19 protein-coding genes and 1 tRNA gene are annotated in these 26,317 nt (G+C 34.1%); 14 read left to right on the top strand and 6 right to left on the bottom strand.

Annotation, left to right across the window (positions count from 1 at the left end; all coding sequences use genetic code 11):
* A complete protein-coding gene (locus OZP06_RS13920; RefSeq protein WP_269222396.1) occupies nt 1-1,362 on the top strand; it encodes a RagB/SusD family nutrient uptake outer membrane protein in 1,362 nt (453 codons plus the stop codon).
* A gap of 485 nt (nt 1,363-1,847) precedes the next feature.
* On the opposite strand, the gene OZP06_RS13915 is transcribed toward OZP06_RS13920, so the two are convergent.
* Nucleotides 1,848-2,810 (bottom strand): arginase, encoded by a 963-nt coding sequence (locus tag OZP06_RS13915; RefSeq protein ID WP_281323850.1) that lies wholly within the window; start codon nt 2,808-2,810, stop codon nt 1,848-1,850.
* 73 nt (nt 2,811-2,883) lie between these two features.
* Complete coding sequence (gene rocD, locus OZP06_RS13910) at nt 2,884-4,167, bottom strand: ornithine--oxo-acid transaminase (RefSeq protein ID WP_281323849.1); 1,284 nt, start codon at nt 4,165-4,167, stop codon at nt 2,884-2,886.
* Nucleotides 4,168-4,406: 239 nt separating this feature from the next.
* Here rocD and OZP06_RS13905 point away from each other — a divergent pair, with 239 nt between their 5' ends.
* The 7 genes from OZP06_RS13905 to OZP06_RS13875 all read left to right on the top strand — a co-directional run bounded on the left by OZP06_RS13905 (nt 4,407) and on the right by OZP06_RS13875 (nt 12,324).
* Complete coding sequence (locus OZP06_RS13905; protein WP_281240109.1) at nt 4,407-4,859, top strand: Lrp/AsnC family transcriptional regulator; 453 nt, start codon at nt 4,407-4,409, stop codon at nt 4,857-4,859.
* 11 nt (nt 4,860-4,870) lie between these two features.
* Nucleotides 4,871-5,962 carry a cyanophycinase gene (locus OZP06_RS13900; protein ID WP_281323848.1) on the top strand — a complete coding sequence of 364 codons (1,092 nt, stop codon included), beginning with the start codon at nt 4,871-4,873 and terminating at the stop codon, nt 5,960-5,962.
* Nucleotides 5,963-5,990: 28 nt separating this feature from the next.
* Nucleotides 5,991-6,857 (top strand): cyanophycinase, encoded by an 867-nt coding sequence (locus tag OZP06_RS13895; protein WP_281240111.1) that lies wholly within the window; start codon nt 5,991-5,993, stop codon nt 6,855-6,857.
* A 1-nt stretch (nt 6,858) separates the two neighbouring features.
* Nucleotides 6,859-9,057: a penicillin acylase family protein gene (locus OZP06_RS13890; protein ID WP_281323847.1), complete on the top strand. Its 2,199-nt coding sequence runs from the start codon at nt 6,859-6,861 to the stop codon at nt 9,055-9,057.
* A 95-nt stretch (nt 9,058-9,152) separates the two neighbouring features.
* Nucleotides 9,153-9,926 carry a dienelactone hydrolase family protein gene (locus OZP06_RS13885; RefSeq protein ID WP_281323846.1) on the top strand — a complete coding sequence of 258 codons (774 nt, stop codon included), beginning with the start codon at nt 9,153-9,155 and terminating at the stop codon, nt 9,924-9,926.
* Between the two features lie 29 nt (nt 9,927-9,955).
* Entirely contained in the window at nt 9,956-10,972 is a 1,017-nt protein-coding gene (locus tag OZP06_RS13880) for a M28 family peptidase (protein ID WP_281323845.1), read from the top strand.
* Nucleotides 10,973-11,211: 239 nt separating this feature from the next.
* Nucleotides 11,212-12,324, top strand: coding sequence for a PAS domain-containing sensor histidine kinase (locus OZP06_RS13875; RefSeq protein ID WP_281323844.1), 1,113 nt, complete (start codon nt 11,212-11,214; stop codon nt 12,322-12,324).
* Between the two features lie 65 nt (nt 12,325-12,389).
* Here OZP06_RS13875 and OZP06_RS13870 read toward each other — a convergent pair.
* From OZP06_RS13870 to OZP06_RS13855, 4 genes are all read right to left on the bottom strand, one after another.
* Nucleotides 12,390-12,463, bottom strand: a tRNA-His gene (locus OZP06_RS13870).
* 77 nt (nt 12,464-12,540) lie between these two features.
* Nucleotides 12,541-13,257, bottom strand: coding sequence for a bacillithiol biosynthesis deacetylase BshB1 (bshB1, locus tag OZP06_RS13865; protein WP_269222386.1), 717 nt, complete (start codon nt 13,255-13,257; stop codon nt 12,541-12,543).
* A gap of 79 nt (nt 13,258-13,336) precedes the next feature.
* Nucleotides 13,337-14,413 carry a chorismate-binding protein gene (locus OZP06_RS13860; protein WP_269222385.1) on the bottom strand — a complete coding sequence of 359 codons (1,077 nt, stop codon included), beginning with the start codon at nt 14,411-14,413 and terminating at the stop codon, nt 13,337-13,339.
* Nucleotides 14,414-14,415: 2 nt separating this feature from the next.
* On the bottom strand, nt 14,416-14,844 hold the full coding sequence (locus OZP06_RS13855) for a hotdog fold thioesterase (protein ID WP_269222384.1): 429 nt from the start codon (nt 14,842-14,844) through the stop codon (nt 14,416-14,418).
* A gap of 117 nt (nt 14,845-14,961) precedes the next feature.
* Here OZP06_RS13855 and OZP06_RS13850 point away from each other — a divergent pair, with 117 nt between their 5' ends.
* From OZP06_RS13850 to OZP06_RS13825, 6 genes are all read left to right on the top strand, one after another.
* The gene (locus OZP06_RS13850) at nt 14,962-16,494 is read left to right on the top strand and encodes a hypothetical protein (RefSeq protein ID WP_269222383.1); all 1,533 of its coding nucleotides are present in this window, start codon (nt 14,962-14,964) and stop codon (nt 16,492-16,494) included.
* 192 nt (nt 16,495-16,686) lie between these two features.
* Nucleotides 16,687-18,534: an endonuclease gene (locus OZP06_RS13845; RefSeq protein ID WP_269222382.1), complete on the top strand. Its 1,848-nt coding sequence runs from the start codon at nt 16,687-16,689 to the stop codon at nt 18,532-18,534.
* A 112-nt stretch (nt 18,535-18,646) separates the two neighbouring features.
* Nucleotides 18,647-22,300 carry a phosphoribosylformylglycinamidine synthase gene (gene purL / locus OZP06_RS13840; protein ID WP_281323843.1) on the top strand — a complete coding sequence of 1,218 codons (3,654 nt, stop codon included), beginning with the start codon at nt 18,647-18,649 and terminating at the stop codon, nt 22,298-22,300.
* A gap of 267 nt (nt 22,301-22,567) precedes the next feature.
* Nucleotides 22,568-23,011, top strand: coding sequence for a hypothetical protein (locus OZP06_RS13835; RefSeq protein WP_269222381.1), 444 nt, complete (start codon nt 22,568-22,570; stop codon nt 23,009-23,011).
* A 194-nt stretch (nt 23,012-23,205) separates the two neighbouring features.
* On the top strand, nt 23,206-24,987 hold the full coding sequence (locus OZP06_RS13830) for a long-chain fatty acid--CoA ligase (protein ID WP_269222380.1): 1,782 nt from the start codon (nt 23,206-23,208) through the stop codon (nt 24,985-24,987).
* Between the two features lie 229 nt (nt 24,988-25,216).
* Nucleotides 25,217-26,266 carry a proline iminopeptidase-family hydrolase gene (locus OZP06_RS13825; protein ID WP_269222379.1) on the top strand — a complete coding sequence of 350 codons (1,050 nt, stop codon included), beginning with the start codon at nt 25,217-25,219 and terminating at the stop codon, nt 26,264-26,266.
* Nucleotides 26,267-26,317 lie beyond the last annotated feature (51 nt).

Raw genomic sequence — 26,317 nt, 5'->3', positions numbered from 1 at the left:
ATGAAAACAAATAAATTAATCCTATTTATAATTCTAGCTTCATTTTTTGTAAGTTGTGAAAATGAATTAGAAATTGAACCTAAAAATTCAAAAGACGCAGTAGAGATATTAAAAACCGAAGCAGGTATAATTAATATTTTAAACGGAACATATGCTCAAGCAGCTGCAGGTAGTGGCTACGGCGGAAGAATATCAATTGTTTCTGATTTATTAGCTCAAACAGGAAAATCATCTTCTGAATGGAGATTTAGAGGTACAACTGGAAGCTTAAGAAATATATTCACAAAATCTATATTGGTAGACAATACTGCTGTAGAAGACATCTATACTAATAGTTATGCTATCATTAACAGCACTAACACGGTAATTGAGAATATAGATAAAGTAACCGATACAAATTTGCAAACTAGAATGATTGCAGAAGCAAAATTCCTTCGTTCATTAGTTTATTTCGACTTAGTACGATTGTTTGCCAAACCCTATATTGCAGGATCTATAAACAATCAATTGGGGGTTGTTATTAGATCAAAAGCGATATATGATTATAAAGCAGATTTATCTAAAGAAAGAAGTACTGTAGAAGAAGTTTATGCTTTAATCATTTCTGATTTAAAAGATGCATATGCAAACCTACCTGATACAAATAGTTATTATGCTGACAAATATGCTGCTCAAGCAATTTTAGCTAGAGTTTATTTGCAACAAGGAAACTATGCCGAAGCAAGAGATGCTGCAAATGATGTAATTTTAAATAGTGGAAATGAATTAATGAAAAAATATTCTCAAGCTTTTAATCATGACACTGATCAATTAGAAGATGTATTTGCTATCCAAATGACTAAACAATCTGGTTCAAATCAATTAGTAAATTCTTATGCTTCTGAAGTAAACGGAGGTCGCGGGGGTGATATTGTAATCAATTCAGCATACATCAATAAGTTTGAGACAAACGACGAAAGAGGTAGTTTTGTATATATAAATCCAGTTAATAATCGAAGACTTAGTTCTAAATACACAAGTGAATTTGGAGACGTTCCTTTAGTTCGTTTAGCTGAAATGTATTTAATTCGTGCAGAATCTAATTTTAGAGAAGGAACTGCTGTTGGTGATACCTACACAAATGACATCAATTTGTTAAGAAACAGAGCCAAAGCAACTCCATTTGCAAATCCAACTCTAACTGATATTTTAAGAGAACGCGAACTTGAATTAGGAATGGAAGGGTTTAGAATACATGACATCAAAAGAACAAAAGGATCTATTTCAGCTTCTTTACCTTGGGATTCTGATCTATTGGTTTTCCCTATTCCACTGTATGAAACCAATACTAATAAATTAATAACTCAAAATCCTGGATATTAATAACTTTTATTCTTGATTAAACTAAACCATCCGCCTCATCGGATGGTTTTTTTTTGACTCATTTCTATAGCAAAAATCAAAGATGAACCAAAAGTCCAAAGATTTGATTGAGAAACAAAAGATATTCAAGGGTACAATAACTATTTATTATCCAATGCCTTGTCCTTAATGATTGGCTTTTGTCATTCCGACGAAAGAGGAATCACATTATGTGTTCATGTAATCTGAATTCTCCCGCTGGACGAATTGAAAAACTAAACGAATATAGTTCGCGAGCTCCTTAAGTAAATGATAATGATTCATTATCCATAAATCACTCCAAACTAAATTATGATTAGTTAAAGCTGAAGTATTACAGCAAATTAGACCGAACGGAACCTAAGCGTCAAAATTCACTAATTTTTAAGCAAAAAAAAAGCCTAAAAACAAAAATATGTTTTCAGGCTTTTAACCAAATTCAAAATATGTATAACCAAACTAACTTATTACTCAATAGGCAAAACTAAATTTACCGTTATGGCTTCTAAAACCTGAAATGCGGTTTCTGCCATTTTATTCCCTTTGGTATCCAAAAGTGGATTTACTTCAACCACTTCAAAACAAACCACTTTTTTAGATCGAATAATTTGATTAATGATTTCAATAATCTCATATTGATCAAACCCTCGAGAAACGGGAGTTCCTGTTCCAAATGAAATTAAATCACAATCCATAGAATCGACATCAAAAGAAACATATAAAACATCACAATGTGATAATTTTGCCAAGGCTTCATCTACACAAATCTCTAAACCTCTAAAACGAATTTCATCTACTTTGTAATTACGGATTTTCAATCTTTCAATCTGTCTGTCTTCTGCTTCTTCTGTATCGCGAACACCAAAATAAATCAAGTTTTCAGGCAAAACTTTAGCGCCTTCAATACCAATATTCTTCATTTCGTTCCAATGTTCCTGAGTGTCTACAGCAACAGAATTTACTTGACAATCTATATTATCATCTGCAAGCGCTGCCGCCAATGGCATACCGTGAATATTACCTGATGGCGTTGTATAAGGCGAATGCAAATCGGCATGGGCATCTATCCATATTACACCAACAGTTTGATTTGGATAAGCTGCTTTTACACCGCTTATAGTTCCTAATGCTGAAGAATGATCTCCAGACAGAACTATCGGAAAATAATTAGTATTCAAGTTTTTTTTGACCGAATTACTCACACGTGTACATTGTTCTACAACATGTTCAATTCTTTTGGCTACAGAACTACGGTATTTGTCATATATGGATTCGTTATGCGTTTTAACATCTTCAAATTCATATTCATTAAAATATTCACTATTTTTATTAATCGCTGCTATTTCAATGGCATCAATCCCTAAATCCGAGCCTCTGGTTCCAGCTCCGATATCGGATCTGTTTTTTATTATTTTAATAGCTTTTTGCATGGATACTATTTTTGACTATTAGAGCATTAGACTTTATAAACTTAGAATCTCAGAATCTTAGAATCTCAGAATCTTATTTAAAATCATTTAAAGCTCTTTCGATAATAGCCAAACACTCTTGAATTTGAGTTTCTGTAATTACTAATGGTGGTGCAAAACGAATTTTGTTACCATGAGTTGGTTTTGCCAATAATCCATAATCTCTAAAACGAAGACATATATCCCAAGCCAAATCTGAATCTTCTCCACAATTGATCACAATAGCATTCAATAATCCTTTTCCACGAACCAATTCGATTAATGGATTTCTTTCTGCAATTTCATTCAATCCTTTTCTTAAAATAATACCTAATCTTTCTGCATTTTCAGATAAATTTTCTTCGCGAACCACTTCAAGAGCTGCAATAGCAACAGCGGCAGCCACAGGATTTCCTCCAAAAGTAGAACCGTGCTGTCCTGGTTTAATGACATTCATGATTTCATTATTGGCCAATACTGCCGAAACTGGATAAACACCACCAGAAATTGCTTTACCCAAAATCAAAATATCTGGTTTTACTTCAGGTCTATTTTCGCATCCTTTTTCACAAGAACAATTACCACAAGTTGCCAATAGTCTACCTGTACGAGCAATTCCGGTTTGAACCTCATCTGCAATAAACAAAACATTGTGAGCTTCACAAAGCGCTTTGGCTTTGGCCAAATAACCTTCAGTAGGTACATAAACGCCCGCTTCGCCTTGAATTGGCTCCACCAAAAAACCTGCAATATTCTTTGACGATTTTAATACATTTTCTAATGCTTCAGTATCGTCGTATGGTATTTTTATAAAACCTTCGGTAAAAGGACCAAAACTTTTACGAGCTCCTTCATCATTAGAAAAAGATATAATAGTAGTAGTACGACCGTGAAAATTATTTTCACAAACTATAATTTGCGCTTGATTTTCGGCAATTCCTTTTACTTCATACGCCCATTTTCTACATAATTTCAAAGCGGTTTCTACTGCCTCAGCACCAGTATTCATTGGTAATATTTTATCAAAACCAAAATAGTTTGACATATACTCCTCATAAACACCCAATTGATCATTATGAAAAGCACGCGATGTTAAGGTTAATGTTTGCGCTTGTTTTATCATTGCACCAACAATTTTTGGATGGCAATGTCCTTGATTTACAGCCGAATAAGCTGATAAGAAATCATAATATTTTTTTCCATCTACATCCCATACAAAAACACCTTCTCCTTTTTCTAAAACAACTGGTAGAGGATGGTAATTATGAGCCCCATATTTATTCTCTTTTTCAATTAAAACTTCCGATTTTGAAGAAAGTTCTTGTGCTGTATGTATCATGATTCAATAATTAATTAAAAAACTTTACACAAAAGTAACAAATATTTTTTATTTACCAAATAAAATACTAATTTTGACTTAAATTTAATCTAAATAAAGAAAATATTTTTTAAATTCATTTTAAATAAAGTCATTTTGGCCAATTCATAATTCATTTTACAGATTAATATAGGATATGAATAAAAAATAATTACTTTTATAACTCTAAAAAAAAGTGATTTTAACTTAAAAAACCAGATATGGACGTATTAGATGAATTTGACATCAGCATCATTAAAGAATTAGAAAAAGATGGTAGAATGGCCTTTTCGGCAATTGCGAGTAATCTTAAAATATCAAATACTATGGTGCATCAACGCATCAATAGACTAATAGAACAAGGAATTATTGTAGGAATCAAACCCGTTTTAAACGAAAAAAAAATAGGTTATGATTGGGGTTCTTTTACTGGAATCACTTTAAACAAAGATCAAGATTCTGACAAAGTTATTGAAGCTTTGAAAAACATACCCGAAGTAACCGAATGTTATTACATTACAGGATCTTTCACACTATACATTAAATTGATAGCAAAAGATCACGAACACATGAGAAAATTACTATATGAAAAAATAGATAATATACCAGGCATTGCCAAAACCGATTCTATAATCGAGTTAGGTTGTGCTTTTAAGCGAAACGTAACTTTATAAACCACTATAAAATGTCCTCAGATTTATTCATTAAAACAATCCGAAAATTAACACTTGCCATTACTTATTTTAGCTTAACATTTACACTTTTATCTTGTGATAGTAGTTCAAATGAACCAAGCCCCTCTCCTACTCCAAAACCCGTTTTTAAACTACCATCATCAATTGGTATTGTAGGAGACACGAGTAATGTAAATGCACCGTCAAGTTTTGGTACTGTTTTAATGGGTGGATCGACAGATGTTGACGCTGCCATGAAATGGATGATCAACAAAAGCAAAGGCGGTGATGTCATTATTCTAAGATCAACTGGCGGCACAGGTTACAATCAATACCTTTATGACTTGGTTAAAGTTGACGGAAAAAGCCAAGTAAATTCGGTTGAAACTTTATTAATCAACAGTATTGAATTGGCCAATAATCCAAAAGTAGCTGAAAGAATCAAACAAGCCGAAATGGTTTTTATTGCTGGAGGAGATCAATCCAATTATATTAATTATTGGAAAAATACTTTAGTTGAAGATGCCCTAAATTATTTAATTGCGACAAAGAAAATTCCAATCGGAGGAACAAGTGCTGGTTGTGCCATTATGGGCGAGGCCTTGTATACCGCCGAAAAAGGTTCTGTAACTTCGGACCAAGCACTAACAAATCCTTATAATGTCGACATGACGCTACAAAGAGATTTTGTAAACAACCCGTATTTAAAAAATACCATTACAGATACTCATTACAACAATCCAGATAGAAAAGGCAGACACTTTACTTTTTTGGCTCGTTTGATGAAAGATTTTTCTATTGCAACTCCAAAAGGAATTGGTGTTGAAGAAGAAACAGCTGTATGCATAGATGAAAATGGTAAAGCAACTGTTTTTGGAATCGGTTCCGCTTATTTTTTAATTGCAAAAGAAGGTGCCCCAGAAAACTGCACTACAAATACCGCTCTAAATTGGGTTTTGAACAAAAAAGCTGTTCAAGTATATACCATTGTTGGAAATTCAACTACTGGCAACGGAAATTTTGACCTTACCAATTGGACTGCCGTTTCAGGAGGAACTACTAAAAATATGTACAGTACAAATGGTGTACTTACTATTGAATAATTTTAAATCCTTCTAATACAAAACAGTTATGAAAACTACCCTTTTTACTACTACAACTATTTTCAAATTATTCACACTATTACTACTACTTTTGTTTTGTAATTACAATCAAGCCCAAACTCCTAAAGGGAAATTATTCATTATTGGAGGAGGAAAACGCTCTGATAAACTAATGAGTCAACTTTTATCCATTTCGAGTTTACAGAAAAAAGATTATATCGTCGTCCTGCCCATGTCAAGTGAAGAACCAGACAGTGCTTATATTTATTTCAAAGAACAAGTACAAAAATTGACTTCCAACCCAATTGTAATGCTAAATTTCGACAAACAAACGGCAACAAATCCAGTTTTAGTTGACTCCTTACAAAAAGCAAAAATAATATTTATTAGTGGTGGAGACCAAACACGTTTTATGGGAGTGGTAGCTAATACTCCCGTTTTCAAAGCCATTCATCAAGCCTATCAAAATGGCGCCAGCATTGCTGGAACAAGTGCTGGAGCTGCGGTTATGTGCGAACACATGATTACAGGAAATCAAAAATTAGAAACCAAATATACCGAAACTTTTGACAACATTCGATATAACAATCTAGAAACTGCCGAAGGTTTAGGATTGATTAAAAACGTAATTATAGACCAACATTTCCTTAAAAGAAGCCGCTACAATAGACTCCTTTCCGGTTTAATTGAATTCCCAACTCACATCGGAATTGGTATTGATGAAAGCACCGCAATAATTGTACGCAATAAAGAAATTGAAATTGCGGGTGAAAGCGAAGTTATTGTGGTACAAAATCCAAAAGAAATTACAAAAGGACCAAGAAATAATACGATAGGAATAAAAAGTCTTGAAATGGGTGTTTTTTATGAAGGTCAAAAATTTAAAATCAAGTAATATGCAAATCTTTAGAAGAAATATAAAAGTTGGAATTCTATTTATTTGTTTTTCAACAATTGGTTTGGCTCAAAAACTGGATAGTAAAGAAATAAATAGACTGAATAAAATTGCTCAACAAGTTACTATTATCAGAGACAATTGGGGAATTGCTCACATTTATGGAAAAAAAGACTCAGATGCAGTTTTTGGGATGTTGTATGCACAATGCGAAGATGATTTCAAGAGAGTCGAAATGAATTATATAGACAAACTTGGTCGACTTGCCGAAATAAAAGGACAATCTGTTTTATATAATGACTTAGAGACCCGTTTATTAATTGATGTAGACGAGGCCAAAGCCGATTATAAGAATGCAGCTCCTTGGTTAAAAAAATTACTAAACAGTTATGCAGATGGTATTAACTACTACTTATACAAACATCCTGAAGTAAAACCATTAATGCTTACTCATTTTGAACCTTGGTTTCCTTTACTTTGGACAGATGGTAGCATTGGCGCTATTAGTACAGCAGATTTATCAAACGCTGAATTAAAATCCTTTTACGGAAGTGATGACAAATTTGCTTATATCGAAAAAGTAAAAGACATGCAAACAGGTTCCAACGGTTTTGCTATCGCTCCTTCAAAAACAGCCAGTGGAAATGCTATTCTGTATATTAATCCACACACTACTTTTTATTTTAGACCCGAAATACAAATCAATAGCGAAGAAGGTTTGAATGCTTATGGTGCCGTAACTTGGGGTCAATTTTTTATCTATCAAGGATTTAATGAAAATTGTGGTTGGATGCATACTTCATCCAATGTTGATGTTGCCGATATGTACGCCGAAAAAATAGTAACAAAAAACAAAAAACTTTTTTATCAATATGACACCAAATTATATCCAGTTATAGAAAAGAAAATCACCATTAGTTATCTAGAAAATGGCAAATTAATTCCAAAAACATTTACTACTTTTTTTACCAATAATGGTCCAATAATGGCCAAAAGAGATGGGAAATGGATTAGTCTCAAGTCCAATAACCGTTCCATGAAAAGCTTAGAACAAAGTTGGGTTCGTACAAAATCCAAAAACTTTGATGACTATAAAAAAGCAATGGAATTGAAAGCCAATGCTTCAAACAATACGGTTTATGCCGACAATAAAGGAAATATCGGATACTGGCACGGAAATTTTATTCCGATTCGGGACAAAAACTTAAATTGGGCAAAAGTAATGGACGGAACTACTTCAGCAACACAATGGAAAGGTTTTCACAATCCATCTGAAACAGTACACCTTTTTAATCCACCAAATGGTTGGCTGCAAAATTGCAATTCGACACCCTATAGCGTTGCGGGAACAAATAGTCCAAAAGAAGAAAATTACTTGCCGTATATGGCACCCGATGGCGAAAACTTTAGAGGAATAAACGCCGTCCGTATTTTAAGCCCGGGAAAAAATTATACCTTAGATAAAATAATTGCTGATGGATATGACTCCAAACTTTCTATTTTTGAAGTTTTAGTCCCTGCTTTGATTGCGAGTTTTGAAAAAAACATACAACCCGAAAATCCAATTTATACTGAATTAATAGAACCTATAACTTTATTAAAAAAATGGAACTATTATGCCAATGAAAACTCTGTTGCTACAACTTTGGCCAATGAGTGGGCGTACAAACTTAATCCGATCATTCAAAAAGTCTATATCGATGAAGGTGAAATGGACCAAGTTGAAAATACCATTCAATTTGCCAAAACTGCAACAGCTGACCAACTAATTCCGCAATTGCAAACTGTCGTAAATGAGTTAAAAACAAAATTTGGTACTTGGCAAATTCCTTGGGGCGAACTCAACAGATTTCAGCGCTCCTCTGGCGACATAGATTTAACATACAATGACAACCTTGAAAGCTTACCAATTGGCAACGGATCTGCGCTGTGGGGCAGTTTGCCTGCATACAAAAGTGCGTATCAAAACAGTACCAAAAAACGGTATGGTTATAATGGAAATAGCTTTGTTTGTGCAGTAGAATTTGGAACAAAGGTAAAAGCAAAATCACTTTTGGCGGGAGGCAATAGTGGCGATCCAAAATCGAAACATTTTATGGATCAAGCAATACTGTATCAAAAAGGACAATTCAAAGATGTATTATTTTACAAAGAAGACGTTCAAAAAAATGCTGAACGTACTTATCACCCTGGTGAATAATTTCAAAATTAATCAATCTCATAGAACCTTGAAAGAAGTAACTTTCAAGGTTTTTTTATATCATTATTATTCTGATATTTGTAAAAACTAAAGCCATGAAAAATTTAAAATTTTTACTATTCTTCTTATTATCAATTACAAATCAGACTTTTGCACAATTAAAACCCGTACAATACAAAGATGATAAACAAATTCTAAATGGTTTTAAAATCGCCCCGACAAAAAAAAGCACAGAAAAACCAGGGATTTTAATTTTACCAGCATGGAAAGGAATTGATAAACTCTCTAAAGACACTGCTGATAAACTTTCAAAAATGGGCTATTATGCCTTTATTGCTGATATTTATGGAGAAGGAAATTATCCAAAAGACAACAATGAGGCTGGAAATAATGCAGGATTTTACAAAAAAAACTATGAAGCTTATCAAAAAAGAATCTCATTAGCTTTAAACCAATTAATACTTGCTGGAGCCAATCCAGAAAATATTGTAGTCATTGGATATTGTTTCGGAGGAACTGGAGCACTTGAGGCAGCTCGCGGCCATCTTAATGTAAAAGGTGTTGTATCTTTTCATGGAGGTTTAACCAAAGACGAATTTCGTGCCACTGAACCAATTACCGCAAAAGTTTTGGTATGCCACGGAGCCGATGATCCTTATGAATCTACTGAAGAGATTTTAGCTTTTCAAAAAGAAATGCGAGACACAAAAGCCGATTGGCAAATGATTTATTACGCCAATGCTGTTCATTCTTTTACCAATCCAGAATCTGGAAATGACAATTCAAAAGGAGCTGCTTATAATGAAAAAGCTGCAAAACGATCTTTTGAACATTTCAAATTATTTTTAAACGAAGTATTAAAAAAATAAAATAACAAATTTAACTCCTCCAATTCTAAATGAAAAAAGCACTTGCTATAATTGCGTTTATCTCAACATTTTCCTGTTTTGCTCAAAAAAAAGAAGCTAACATTGACCCCACAATCCAATACATGAATACTATTACTGCAGAGAAACTAAAGACAAGACTCTACATAATTGCTTCTGATGAAATGGAAGGCCGAGATACAGGATCCAAAGGCCAAAAAAAAGCTGGAAAATATCTAATTGAACAATACAAAAAAAGTCAAATATCTTTTCCAAAAGGTGCTAAAAACTATTATCAACCAATTCCTGCTGCCTACTTAAATGCTAAGCGAAACGAAAACTTACCCGATTCTGAAAACATCTGGACCTATATTAAAGGATCCGAAAAACCAGACGAAGTAATAGTCATTTCTGCTCATTACGACCATGTAGGCGTGAAAAATGGTGATGTTTACAATGGTGCCGATGATGACGGTTCAGGTACTGTTGCAATCCTACAGATTGCAGAAGCTTTTCAAAAAGCTAAAAAAGAAGGTCATGGTCCTAAACGTTCTCTATTATTCTTGCATGTCACTGGCGAAGAGCACGGTTTACATGGTTCTCGTTTTTACTCAGAAAACCCTTTGTTTCCAATTTCAAATACTGTTGCCGATATCAATATCGATATGATTGGTCGTCGCGATGTAGAACATACCAATACCAATAATTATGTTTATGTAATTGGTGCCGATAGACTGTCAACCGATTTACACAACATTACTGTTGCACAAAACGAAAAATACACAAAACTTGATTTAGATTTCAAATTCAATGACCCGAAAGATCCAAATCATTTCTATGAGCGTTCAGATCATTATAATTTTGCAAAAAATGGTATTCCTGCTGTATTCCTTTTTAACGGTGTACATGCTGATTACCATCAAAAATCAGACGAACCAAACAAAATTGAATATGATGCTTTGGCAAAAAGAGCACAACTTGCTTTTACAATTGCTTGGGATTTAGCCAATAGACCAGACAGAATCGTAGTCGACAAACCGATTCAATAGTTGAATTGGGGGTGATTCTCTACTTACAATTAATTAAAAAAAGAGTTTTGAAGCAATTCAAAGCTCTTTTTTCATTACATTACAGCCATAATTACAGATAATAGTCTTTAAAAAAAATAGTCTATCATCAAAATTCTATTAAACAATATCCATAATAGTTTTTAGTTTCATTAAATACTAGGCAGCATCTTTTTAATTCACTTAATTGGAACCGAAAATTTAGAAAATTCTTAAATCAAATGATAACAGAAAAGTTCAATTCAAATTTAAATCCTAACAACAACTATATTTTCGAACATTTTTTCGAACTTTCTGCTGATTTGTTATGCATTGCTGGCTTTGATGGTTATTTTGTAAAAATAAATCCAGCTGTTTCTAAATTATTAGGGTATACCAATGAAGAATTATTTTCTAAACCAATTAATGAATTTGTCTATATTGATGACAGACATTATACCACTATAGTTCGAAATGAACTTCTAAACAATAAACCGCTTTTGAATTTCGAAAATCGATATGTAACAAAGAGTGGTGAAATTGTATGGCTCTCATGGTCATCCATGCCAATCGCAGAAGAAAAATTAGTTTATGCAATTGCCAAAAATATAACTCACAACAAAAAACTGGAAGAGGAAAGAAACTTGCTACTTTCAAACATAACAAAAATTAACAAAGATTTAAAAAAATTAAGCTATACTAGCTCACACGACTTAAGATCACCTGTAAACAATCTTCTGTCAATTTTTGACATACTAGATCTTTCAAAAATTGAAGATCAGGAAACACTACAATTTATAGAAATGCTGAAATCAACCAGCGAAAATTTAAAACTTACTTTAAATGATTATGTTGATCTTTTAATTCAAGAAGACAACATGACTATACAAATTGAAGAATTAGACCTAGGTGAATCTCTAAATTTAGTCATAAAGTCAATTAGTTCTTTAATAAAAATTTCAAAAGTCTCCATTTCTATAAACTTTAGTGAATTAGAAAAAGTCTATTTTAATAAAGCCTACTTAGAAAGTATATTTCTAAACTTAATAACAAATTCCATTAAATATGCCAAACCGGGTTGTTCTCCCACTATTTCTGTTTATTCTAAAAGATATAATGATACAGATCAATTGTATTTTTCAGACGAAGGGATAGGCTTTGACATGGAGCTTGTAAAAGACAAAGTATTTGGTTTGCATCAAAAATTCAACAACCATATTGATAGCAAAGGAATCGGTCTTTATTTAATAAACAACCATATTACTAGTTTGGGAGGTAAAATTGAAGTGGAGAGCCAAATTAATGAGGGCGCAAAATTCACAATATCCTTTAAAAAAAAGGATCAGAACCAATAAAACAAAAGAATAAAAGTTAACGTAACAAAAAAAGCCTTGAATTTCTTCAAGGCTTTTGACTTTTGGGTGGATGACCGGGTTCGAACCGGCGACCCTCGGTACCACAAACCGATGCTCTAACCAGCTGAGCTACAACCACCATTTGCGCTTAGCGGTTGCAAATATAGAACAAATGTTTACTTCTACAAACAAAAAATCAAAAAAAATTCAACAAATTTACATTAAATCTCCTAAACTATTGACTACCAAATACCTTTCAACAGTAAAACCTTCGGCATGTTCTACTCCAGTTAACCTTCCTAAATCCCTAGAACGATAATTCAAGCTTTCCATAAAGTTTTTACTCGATATGGGTGACTCTGGCTCATTTGAGTTTGGATCATAAAACTGGGAGCGATAAGCTAAAATTGAATCCATTTTTTTATCCGTAAAACCACTTATATCTACAACAAAATCAGGTTCAATATTCTTCCATTGCATATAATGGTATACCACTTTCGGTCGCCACGCTTTCTGCATCTCGCCATCAAAAACAGTTTCAATTTTCAATAAACCAGATAAAAAACAAGCATCCGAAACCAATTTACTCCCTTTTGCATGATCAATGTGTCTATCATCAATTGCATTGCATAACACAATGTCGGGTTGGTATTTTCGAATCATTTTTATAATTTCTAATTGGTGTTTTTCGTCATTAACAAAAAACCCATCTCGCATATTCAAATTCTCTCGAACAGAAACTCCTAAAATTTTGGCTGCGGCATTTGCTTCTTGATCTCGAATTTCAGCAGTTCCACGCGTTCCAAGCTCGCCTCGGGTCAAATCAACAATTCCAACTGTTCTTCCCAAAGAAACTTCTTTTAGGATCGTACCAGCGCATCCCAATTCTACATCATCGGGATGTGCACCAAAAGCTAGTATATCTAATTTCATCTGTTTTATTTTAATGTTAAAAAGAGAAAATTTAAAATCAATTCTCTATAATATTTTTCTAAATTCTAAATTCCGCATTCTAAAGCCCCCTCTTCATTGTCATTGACTTGTTTAGACTTTCCTCCCATTCTTTTTCGGGAATACTATCTTTGGTAATACCGCAACCCATAAATAAATTGACCTTTGTTATGCTGTTTACCAAATTAGTCTCAATTTCCATACAACGCAAATTCACAAATAAATCAGAACTGTTTTCATCTTTTGATGAACTACTATTCATTTCCCCTAAAAAACCAGTATAAAACCTCCGATCGTAAGGTTCATTATCCAAAATGAATTTTTTCGACTCAGCTTTCGGCAAACCACAAACGGCGGGAGTTGGATGTAATAAAGCAATCACTTCTTTCAAATTTCGGACAGAATTTAATGCTCCCGAAATATCCGTTTTTATATGCCAAATGCTCCCTGCTTTTAAACTATATGGATTTGAAATCTGAATTGATTTTGAAACCTTTCTCAATTCAGAAACAATAAAATCTGTTACAAATTGTTGCTCTTGTTTTTCTTTATTTTGCCAAACTACTTCTTCATTACCAATACTTTTTTGCGTGCCTGCCAAAGCCATAGTTTCAAAAAAAGCACCTTTTACTTTGATCAATTGCTCTGGTGTAGCGCCCATCCACAATCCTACTTTAGGATGAAAAAAACAATAAACAAAAGTCGCTGGATACAATTGAACTAATTTTTCAAAAGTTGAAACCAAATCAAAATCAAATATGTCAATACTTTCTTTTCGGGACAAAACAACTTTTTGAAAAACATCATTCTGTATTTCTTCAATTCCTTTGTTTACTAATGCTTCAAAATCTTCTTTTACAATTTTATCTGGAGTAACAAACTTCATTTCAATTTCCGAAAACTCCTTTTTATCAATAATAAAATATTCTATAACAGAATTTTCTTCTAGGATTATATATTTTTCATTTCCATCAAAAGGAGCAAAAACAAAACCTTTCTCCGTAAAATCGATAATTTCACTTAAAACATCATTTTGCTGAAACATACCAATTACAGTATCTGAATTGGGTTTGCAATACATAGCAAATGGAAGTTTTTGCTCTAGTTGTAGAATTACTTTTTCAAAAAAATCATTCATAATTACTTAGTCTCTCGTGTCAAAACCATATTCGTCAATTTGCAAAGTGAAATTAAATTTCCCGCTTCATCTGTGATTTTAATTTCCCAAAGATGCAAACTTCTACCTTTATGAATGATACGCGCTGTCCCAAAAACAACACCTTCACGAATACTCTTCAAATGGTTAGCCGAAATCTCAATACCACGCACTTCTTGATTTTTATCATTAATAAAAAAATGGGATGCAGCACTTCCCACACTTTCTGCCAGCGCCACTGAAGCGCCTCCATGCAATAATCCCATAGGTTGATGAACAGCCGAATCAACAGGCATCTTGGCAACAAGAAATCCCTCTCCTGCATCTATAAACTCGATTTTAAGCGTTTCCATCATAGTGTTCTTGGAAAAGGCATTGCAATATTCGAGCATTTTATCTTTGTCTATTACCATATCTTGAATTTAAAGAATGTAAAATTACGCTAATTTGATAATTCAAAAAAGAAATAAATGGAATGCTAAAGAAACTAAAAATCTATTTTATTGCTATTTTTACAAAAAATAAAAATTATGCGCCACATCACCTTGCTTTTTTTAATTGGAATCCTATTCTCTTTCTGCTCTTGTCGCTCTGATTTTGAAACCATTCCAAGTTCTGGTGATTTGACTTTTTCTAAAGATACTGTTTATTTAGACACCGTTTTTACTAATTTGAGTTCAAGCACCTTTACCCTCAAAGTTTATAACCATTCCAAAAATGACATCAATATTCCCCTTATTAAATTCGGTAAAGGATTAAACTCAAAGTATCGGATGAGTGTTGATGGCGCACAAGGTAATCAAGGCAAAATATTTGAAAATGTTACGTTGTTAGCCAAAGACAGTTTGTATATTTTTATAGAAACCACTGTAGAGAGTGACAACACTACCCCTTCTGAGTTTTTATACACAGATCAAATCGAATTTGATGGAGGCACTAATCTTCAAAAGGTAGAATTAGTAACTTTAGTTCAAGATGCTATTTTATTATACCCCAACCGTAATTCAGATGGTACGACAGAAACGCTACCGAATGGAAATGAAAAAATAAACGGTTTTTATCTGGACAAAAACGATCCCATTCATGGCAATGAACTCCTTTTTACCAATAAAAAAGCCTATGTTATTTATGGTTATGCTGCAGTACCAGAGGGAGAAACAGTAACTTTTGAACCCGGTGCAAGAGTTTATTTTCATGCCGATTCTGGGCTAATTGTACCTAAAAATGCTTCAATTGAGATCAACGGAACCAATTCAACTACAGATAAACTGGAAAATGAAGTCATTTTTAGCAATGATCGTCAGCAACCTGATTTTGCTTATATACCAGGCCAGTGGGGAACAATTTGGTTACAAAATGGAAGCACCAATAACAAAATCCAAAATCTTACACTAAAAAATGCAACAGTTGGATTATTAATCGACGGTAATAATGGCAGCACTACTTCTATAAAAAATACACAAATTTACAATTGCACACATTATGGAATTCAAGCAAAAAATGCTTTAATTGAAGCCGAAAATATCGTCATTAATTATACTGGGCAAGCAAGTTTGGCTTGTACTTATGGAGGGAATTACAAATTTACCCACAGCACTTTCAACAACGACTGGTCTAGTCCAGAACAAGTTGCATTATACATTAGCAATTATAATACTGGAGCAACTCCCGAGACAAAAGACCTTAATCAAGCAACTTTCAACAATTGCATTATTTATGGCTCTTTTTCTAACGAACTTCTTTTGGATAAAAAAACAGGAGCTGCTTTTGAATATCAATTCAACAATTGCTTGATTAAATTCAACAATACCAACAATAAATACACAAAAGACGCAGATTATCAATTCGATACAGATCCGATTCATTACAATGCAATAATCCTCAATAAAGACCCAAAATTCTTTAATTCAAATATTAATAATTTTAACATAGACAATACTTCTTCCGCTTTCGCAAAAGGGAATTCGACGTATTTAGTTCCACTAGATATTATTGGAATTACAAGGGTTCTACCACCAGATTTAGGAGCATATCAAAGCAAACCCTTTCCTAAATCAAAATAGTTAAAAAAGATTCATTGACAATAAACCCTTAATAATCTTATTTAAAAAAATCAGAAAAAACATAATTTTATTACCTTTTCTTAACCTTTTATAATACAAAAAATTATATTTTTGTTTTTAAAAAACAAATACTAACCTGACAATCAGGCTTATATTTATTACCACAACACTAATAACCTAATTTTTTAAATTATGAAAAAAATTTACTCTTTATTATTTTTATTGTCCTTTGCTATAGGAATTGCGCAGATTCCAAGTGGTTATTACACAACGGCAACTGGTACAGGCTATACTCTAAAAACCCAACTTTACAATATCATTAAAGGGCATACTGATAATGGTTATGCAGGTTTATATACTACTTATCAAAGTTCTGATATTGATAATTTTTATGAAAATGACGGAACAATTTTAGATATGTACTCCGAGAAACCATCTGCAACAGATCCGTACAATTACACTTCGGGATCTACTCAAAGATGCGGAACCTATTCTACAGAAGGAGATTGCTATAACAGAGAACATATAATTCCACAATCGGTATTTAATTCGGCTACGCCAATGGTTTCTGATGCCCATTTTATTACACCTACAGATGGGAAAGTAAACGGACAACGTTCCAATTATCCACATGGTACAGTAGGAACTGCAACTTGGACATCTTTAAACGGAAGTAAACTAGGTTCAAGCTCGGTTTCTGGATATACAGGCACTGTTTTTGAACCGATAAATGAATTCAAAGGTGATATTGCGAGAATGTATTTCTATTTTGCAACACGTTATGAAAATACGGTTTCTGGCTATTCTTATGCCATGTTTAACGGAACTTCTAATCAGGTATTCACAACTGCATTTCTAAATTTACTTTTAACTTGGAATACACAAGACCCCGTGAGTGCAAGAGAAATTGCAAGAAACAATGCCATTTACACCAAACAAAACAACAGAAACCCTTATATCGATCACCCAGAATACGTTCAAGCTATTTGGGGAGGAACTACTCCAGTTTCAGACACACAAGCGCCAACAACACCATCAAGTTTAGCAGTCACTACCAAAACAGCAACTTCGGTTTCATTAAGTTGGACTGCTTCTACAGATAATGTTGGAGTAGCCAGTTATGATGTTTATATGAATTCTGTTTTGAAAACGACTGTTGCCACATCAACTGCAACCATTTCAGGACTAACAGCCTCAACAGCATATTCTTTTTATGTAAATGCAAAAGATGCAGCAGGTAATGCATCTGCATCTAGCAATACCGTATCTGCTACAACAAACAGCAGCGGAGGAACAGCAGCAGAATTACTTTTCTCTGAATATATTGAAGGTTCGTCTAACAATAAAGCTTTAGAAATAGCCAATATGACTGGTGCTGCAGTTAACTTATCAGTTTACACAATCAAAAAACAAACCAATGGAGCTGGAGCTTGGAGTACAGGTTTAGCTTTATCTGGCACATTAAACAGTGGAAGTAAATTTATCATTGTAAATAGTTCAATAGCCTCAAGTTGTTATTCAATAAGTTTAGCCAATATTTCTACAGCAGCAACCGAATTAACTTTTAATGGAAACGATGCAGTAGGTTTATTCAAAAATGGAGTGCTTATTGACGTTATTGGAACTTTCAATGGTGGAACCGCAAACTTTGCAGCCGATGTTACTTTGAGAAGAAAATCAACTGTTACTTCACCGAGCACTACATTTAATTTATCTACCCAATGGGATTCATTTACCACAGATACTTGCACTAATCTTGGCAGCAAAATAAGCACCAAAGTAACAAAAGAGGAAATTGTTACGGAAGCCGATGGAATTGCTTTATACCCAAATCCATCAAATGGTGAATTCACCGTTTCCTATACCAATTCTAACAAAACTTATACTATCGAAATATTTTCAATGTTAGGTCAAACTGTTTATAGTAAAGAAAATATAAAGCAATCTTCAGTACAAATAAGCAATCTTCCAAAAGGAATTTATCTCGTTAAAATTACCGACGATTCTAAAACAACCAATAAAAAGATAATAATCAACTAATTATAAATTTAGCATCTTAAAAAAAAGCGACACAATTGTCGCTTTTTTTTTATTCCTTTTTTAATCTTAATTAACTAAATTTGCACCTTTCAATACAACAAACTACACAACAATGATCCATTTCTTTGAAAACCAAAGCAAAACTGTTTTTGCAGTACACACGCAAAACGAAATTTCGGCTCAAGACATTTCAAAACTCAACTGGCTTTTTGCCGACTCCAATAAAATAGAAAAATCCGTCTTGTCGGATTTTTTTGTTGGACCTCGTGCCACTATGATAACACCTTGGAGTACCAATGCAGTAGAAATCACTCAAAATATGGGGATTTCTGGAATCATTCGTATTGAAGAATTCCATAAAGCTACTGCCGATTTCAATGATTTCGATCCAATGCTTTCGCAAAAATATACCGAGCTGAATCAAGATATTTTTGCCATACACATTCAACCCGAAGCGATTTTAGATATTGATGACATTGCTGCTTATAACCAATCCGAAGGGTTATCGTTGAGTGCTGAAGAAGTGGAATATTTAGATAATTTAGCCACAAAACTGGGTAGAAAATTAACGGATTCAGAGATTTTCGCCTTTTCACAAGCCAATTCAGAACACTGTCGTCACAAAATTTTCAACGGAACTTTTGTAATTGATGGTGTAGAAAAAGAAACCTCTCTTTTTAAATTAATCAAAAAAACATCTCAGGAAAACCCTAACGATATCGTTTCGGCTTACAAAGACAACGTGGCTTTTGTAAAAGGACCAAGAGTACAACAATTTGCTCCAAAAACTGCCGACAAACCTGACTTTTATGAAATAAAAGAATTTGATTCGGTTATATCTTTAAAAGCTGAAACACATAATTTCCCAACAACAGTGGAGCCTTTCAACGGAGCTGCAACTGGATCGGGAGGAGAAATTCGTGACCGTTTAGCAGGTGGACAAGGTTCATTACCAATGGCAGGAACTGCTGTTTACATGACTTCCTATTCTCGTTTAGAAGAAAATCGTCCTTGGGAAGATGCTGTAGCCGAAAGAAAATGGTTGTATCAAACTCCAATGGACATCTTGATAAAAGCTTCGAATGGAGCATCTGATTTTGGAAATAAATTTGGGCAACCGCTTATTACCGGTTCGGTTTTGACTTTCGAACACGAAGAAAACAACCGCAAAATTGGTTACGACAAAGTAATCATGCAAGCAGGTGGAATTGGTTACGGAAAATTAGATCAAGCCATAAAAAAGAAACCACAAGAAGGAGACAAAATTGTTATTCTTGGTGGAGAAAATTATAGAATCGGAATGGGTGGAGCAGCAGTTTCCTCAGCTGATACTGGAGCTTTTGGTTCTGGAATCGAATTGAATGCTGTACAACGTTCCAACCCGGAAATGCAAAAACGTGCTGCCAACGCCATTCGTGGTTTGGTAGAAAGCGATAATAATCCAATTGTTTCTATTCACGATCACGGAGCTGGAGGACACTTAAACTGTCTTTCGGAATTGGTTGAAGAAACTGGAGGATTAATTGATTTGGACAAGTTACCTGTTGGTGACCCTACCCTTTCGGCAAAAGAAATCATTGGTAACGAGTCTCAAGAAAGAATGGGATTAGTTATTGGTCAAAAAGACATCGACATTTTACAACGAATTGCAGATAGAGAACGCTCGCCAATGTATCAAGTGGGTGACGTAACTGGTGACCACCGTTTTACTTTCGAGTCAAAAACTACAGGTTTGAAACCAATGGATTATGCTTTGGAAGATTTCTTCGGAAGTTCTCCAAAAACAGTTATGACCGATACCACTATCGATTACAACTATGGTGGTTTAACGTATGATAAAAACAATATTGACACCTATTTAGAGCAAGTTTTACAACTAGAAGCCGTTGCTTGTAAAGACTGGTTAACAAACAAAGTAGACCGTTGTGTGGGTGGAAAAGTAGCCAAACAACAATGTGCTGGTCCTTTGCAATTGCCATTAAACAATTGTGGTGTTGTAGCTTTAGATTATTTAGGAAAAGAAGGAATTGCAACCTCAATTGGACACTCTCCTATTGCTTCCTTAATTGACCCAGTTGCTGGAACAAGAACTGCCATTGCCGAATCCTTGTCTAATATTGTTTGGGCTCCTATAAAAGACGGAATGAAAGGGATTTCACTTTCGGCCAACTGGATGTGGGCATGTAAAAATGCAGGAGAAGATGCTCGCTTATACGCAGCCGTTGAAGCGTGTTCGGATTTTGCAATCGAATTAGGAATCAACATTCCTACTGGAAAAGATTCGCTTTCGATGAAACAAAAATATCCAAACGACGAAGTTATTGCACCGGGAACGGTAATTATTTCTGCTGGTGGAAATTGTATCGATATCAGAAAAGTAGTGGAGCCCGTTTTACAAAAAGACGGTGGTTCAATTTATTATATCAATTTATCCCAAGACGACTTTAAACTAGGAGGTTCTTCTTTGGCACAAACCATGAACGCTATCGGAAACGAAGCACCAACAATTAAAGACGCTGCTTTTTTGAAAAATGCATTCAATACGTTACAAGAATTGATTTTAAACAATCAAATCTTGGCAGGACACGATATCGGAAGTGGTGGTTTGATTACTACTTTATTAGAAATGTGTTTTGCAGATGTGAATTTGGGAGCTAAAATTGATTTCTCTTTATTTGAAGAAAAAGACATTATCAAATATCTTTTTGCCGAAAACATTGCAGTAGTTTTCCAAGCCAAATCAGACGAAACTGTTGAAGCTAAATTAAAAGCAAATGGCGTTTCTTTCTACAAATTAGGAACAGCAACAACCGAAGCTACTTTAGACTTTGGCCCTTGTAAATTAGACATTGCCAAATACAGAGATATCTGGTTTAAAACTTCTTTCTTATTAGACCAAAAACAAGCCAAAAACGGAACTGCCCAAGCGCGATTCGATAATTACAAAAATCAAGCATTAAACTATACTTTCCCTGCACACTTTACGGGTAAAGCACCAGTAATAGATAATTCAAAACCAAGACCGAAAGCGGCAATCATTCGCGAGAAAGGAAGTAATTCTGAACGTGAAATGGCCAATGCGATGTACTTAGCAGGTTTTGACGTGAAAGACGTTCACATGACCGATTTGATTTCGGGACGTGAAAATCTGGAAGACATTCAGTTTATTGGAGCTGTTGGTGGATTCTCGAATTCGGATGTTTTGGGTTCTGCCAAAGGTTGGGCCGGAGCATTCAAATACAATGAAAAAGCAAATACAGCATTGAAAAACTTTTTCAAAAGAGAAGATACTTTATCAGTTGGAATCTGTAACGGTTGTCAATTGTTTATGGAATTGGAAGTAATCAATCCAGAACATAAAGTTCACGGAAAAATGCTTCATAATGAAAGTCATAAACATGAAAGTATTTTCACGTCAGTAACGATACAAGAAAACAAATCCGTAATGTTATCTACATTGGCTGGAAGCACACTTGGAGTTTGGGTTTCGCATGGTGAAGGAAAATTTAATTTACCTGAACCGGAAGAAAACTACAATATTGTTTCCAAATATGGTTACGAAGGCTATCCAGCAAATCCAAACGGATCTGATTATAACACTGCAATGATGTGCGATGCAACCGGAAGACATTTGGTAATGATGCCACATATTGAGCGTTCTACCTTTCAATGGAACTGGGCACATTATCCAAAAGACAGAAACGACGAAGTTTCTCCTTGGCATGAAGCCTTTGTGAATGCAAAAAACTGGTTAGAAAAAATATAACTTTTTTTTGATTATAACTTTTTTTAAAAAACTCATTCGAATAACCGAATGAGTTTTTTTTATCTACAATTCAGTTTGTATCTTAGCCAATTCAAACACCAATTTGTACTTTATAATAGTATTAATGGTATGATCCTCAGCCCAACCCTCTTTGAAGCAGAGGAAGATAAAATTAAATTATTATATATTTCGAAATAATTCAATCCTAACTTTGGTTTAAAAAGTAATGCCCTTTGCTCTTTAAACTTTTAAAATTAACCTACATTCATGAAAAATTTTTACTTATTGGCTGCTGCACTTGTGATAAGTGCAACAAACTCTTATGCTCAAATTAAAGTTACCAAAATTAAAAACAGCAACAAAGATCATTACATTGCCACAGTAATCGGTTATCCAATAACTGGCCTTTATACTTATGTAAATCAAATTGAACCTACAACACTACTCAACGAAGACGGTACAGGATTCATTCAAAATGAAGACCTCATAAAAGAAAACATCCTTTGGGGAATTGAATGTTCCGAATCGGGAATTCCAATTTTCAAAGAAGGCTTTAACAGTGCTTCATATTCCTTTTGGTATAGAAAAAGTGATCAAAACAATTCAAAATCAAATGATCAAAATGAGTGGGAATTAACTTCATTTTCCATTCACTACGATAAAAAGAAAATATATATTTCGGGAGAAAGATTCAAAGAATATATCGAGTAATAAACAAATCGTAATAACCTGAACACCTTATTATTCCGATTTATTTTAGTAGAATTCATTCAAATACAAAATATTTAAGAAATCGATTTCGTTGATTGTCAATTATGTAATTATATTTTTGATATTTATTCCTTGAAAAAAAATAAATATTAATAATTTTTATTTAATTTGCGACCTAAACCAATAAATATACGATGACAACGATCACCCGTCTCTTTGATTTTCCATACTTTCAGTTAGAAAATTATGACAAACAAGATGCTTTAGTAACCAAGCAAAATGGGGTTTGGGTGAAAACCTCTACTCAAGAATATATCGATAGCGCGAATGCTATTTCTAGAGCTTTGCTCCGAATGGGTATTCAAAAAAATGATAAAATAGCGATCATTTCAAGCAGTAACAGAACCGAATGGCACATCATGGACATTGGTATTCTGCAAACTGGCGCGCAAAACGTTCCTATTTATCCAACTATCGCTCAAGAAGATTATGAATACATTCTCAATCATTCTGAGGCAATGTATGTGTTTGTCTCGGATATTGAAGTATTGAATAAAGTAAACAATATAAAAGCGAATGTACCATCCTTAAAAGACGTTTATTGTTTTAATGAAATTGAAGGCTGCAAAAATTGGAAAGAATTATTAGTTCTTGGAGAAGATAAAAGTAATCAAGATGTAGTTGAGGATCGAAAAAACAACGTAAAACCAGAAGATTTAGCAACAATCATTTATACATCAGGAACCACAGGAAGACCAAAAGGTGTCATGTTATCCCATAACAACATAGTTTCTAACGTTTTAAATAGTGCTCCAAGAATCCCTTTTGAAGCTGGAAAAAGTGTGGCTTTGAGCTTCCTTCCAATCTGTCACATATTTGAAAGAATGATTTTATATTTATACCAATATTATGGTGTATCGGTATATTTTGGAGAATCAATAGATAAAATCAGTGACAACATAAAAGAGGTAAAACCAAATGTTATTACTGCAGTTCCAAGGCTTTTAGAAAAAGTATACGATAAAATTTACGCCAAAGGACTAGAATTAAAAGGAATAAAAAGAATGTTGTTCTTTTGGGCCATCAATTTAGGTTTGCATTATGCACCTTATGGAGCCAATGGTTTTTGGTACGAATTCCAATTAAAAATTGCCCGTAAATTAATTTTCAGCAAATGGAAAGAAGGATTGGGCGGTAATTTGGATTTAATGGTTTCCGGAAGTGCTGCGCTTCAAAAAAGGTTAGCCCGTGTTTTTGCTGCTGCCGAAATTCCAGTAATGGAAGGCTACGGATTGACCGAAACCTCACCGGTGATTACAGTAAACGACATGCGAAATCGAGGTTTCAAAGTGGGAACTGTAGGGAAAGTGATAGATAATGTAGAAGTTAAAATTGCCGAAGATGGCGAAATACTTTGTAAAGGACCAAATGTAATGATGGGGTATTACAAAGATTCTGAAAAAACAGCCGAAGCTATCATCGATGGATACTTCCATACGGGAGATATTGGAAATCTTGATGAAGAGGGCTTTTTAACCATTACCGATCGCAAAAAAGAAATGTTCAAAACCTCTGGAGGAAAATACATAGCACCACAAATTATCGAAAACACCATGAAACAATCCCGTTTCATTGAGCAAATTATGGTCATTGGTGATGGCGAAAAAATGCCTGGAGCTTTTATTCAACCTAGTTTTGAATTCATAAGAGAATGGGAAAAATTACACGGAATTGAAGTGGGTAAAACTAATCAAGAAGTAATTGCCCATCCAAAAGTAATTGCCCGTATTCAAGAAGAAATTGATCACCTAAACCCAAAATTCGGAAATTGGGAACAAATCAAACGTTTTGAATTGACACCCGATGTTTGGTCGATTGAAGGAGGACACCTTACCCCTACTTTAAAATTGAAACGAAAAATTATATTGGAAATTTATAAAAACCTATACATAAAAATATACGGTCATTTCGAATAAAAACCAATTAAATTAAAATTCACAAGTCCTGATAGCTACTATCGGGACTTTTGCATTTAAAAACTTCTTATCTTCACAATAATTTTGAAAAAAAGTTTATAAATCAATCTTTCGCAAAGACACTAAGACGCAAATAGAAGGGTTCTAAACTTTGCGTCTTTGCGTCTTTGCGAGAAAAAAAATTGCATGATAACTGCCTTAATCCATTAAAAACAAATACTATCAACCTATGAAAATCAAAATCTACACCCTGCTTTTCATCAGCCTCTTTTTAATTGCAGGCTGTAAAGAAAAAACAGAAGACAGCGTAAAAGCCAATTATCTGAGTTTTGCAAAAAGAGACGATCAATTTACGGGTGGTATCAAAATGATTCCGATTACCACTCCAAAAGGCACTTTCAAGGTTTGGACAAAAACGGTGGGCAATAATCCAACCATCAAAGTATTGTTGCTTCACGGAGGTCCTGGACTTACCCATGAACTGTACGAAGCTTTTGACGGCTATTTTCCAAACGAAAGTATTGAATACATCTATTATGACCAATTGGGTTCGTATTACTCCGATCAACCGAATGACAATAGTCTGTGGACCAACGAACGTTTTGTGGAAGAAGTGGAACAGGTTCGAAAAGCACTGGGTTGCGACAACACCAACTTTTATGTTTTGGGACAATCCTGGGGCGGAATCCTTGCGATGGAATATGCTTTGAAATACCAAAAGAATCTCAAAGGACTGATTATTTCCAACATGATGGCCAGTGCACCTGCGTACAACAAATATGCCGAAGAAGTACTAGGACCCAAACTTCCAAAAGCTGTTTTTGATCAAATCAAAACATTTGAAAAAAACAAGGATTACACCAACCCAAAATACACCGAACTGCTGTTTAAATATTACTATACCGAGCACATTCTGAGAATGCCTGTTGATCAATGGCCAGAATCCATAAACAGGGCTTTCAAGCACATGAACCCGTCTGTGTATGTGTACATGCAAGGCCCAAGTGAATTTGGAATTACAGGAAACGCCACTTTAAAAGATTGGGATGTCACGGCTCGACTCAAAACCATTACCGTTCCTACGCTTGTGATTGGTGCCAAATTCGATACTATGGATCCCAAACACATGGAATGGATGTCCCACGAAGTACAAAACGGACGCTTTTTGTTTTGCCCGAACGGAAGCCACCTTTCGCAATACGATGACCAGAAAAACTATTTCAAAGGCGTGATTCAGTTTTTGAGAGATGTGGATAGTGGGGATTTTAAGAAAGGGTGAATGATATGAAAAATTTTAGAAATATAAAAGCGTCCTGAATTGGGACGCTTT

Source organism: Flavobacterium sp. IMCC34518 (genome assembly GCF_027111095.2).
Classification (GTDB): Bacteria; Bacteroidota; Bacteroidia; order Flavobacteriales; family Flavobacteriaceae; genus Flavobacterium; species Flavobacterium praedii.
The sequence above is the reverse complement of the archived record's forward strand: the minus strand, read 5'-3'. Positions and strand labels throughout refer to the sequence as shown.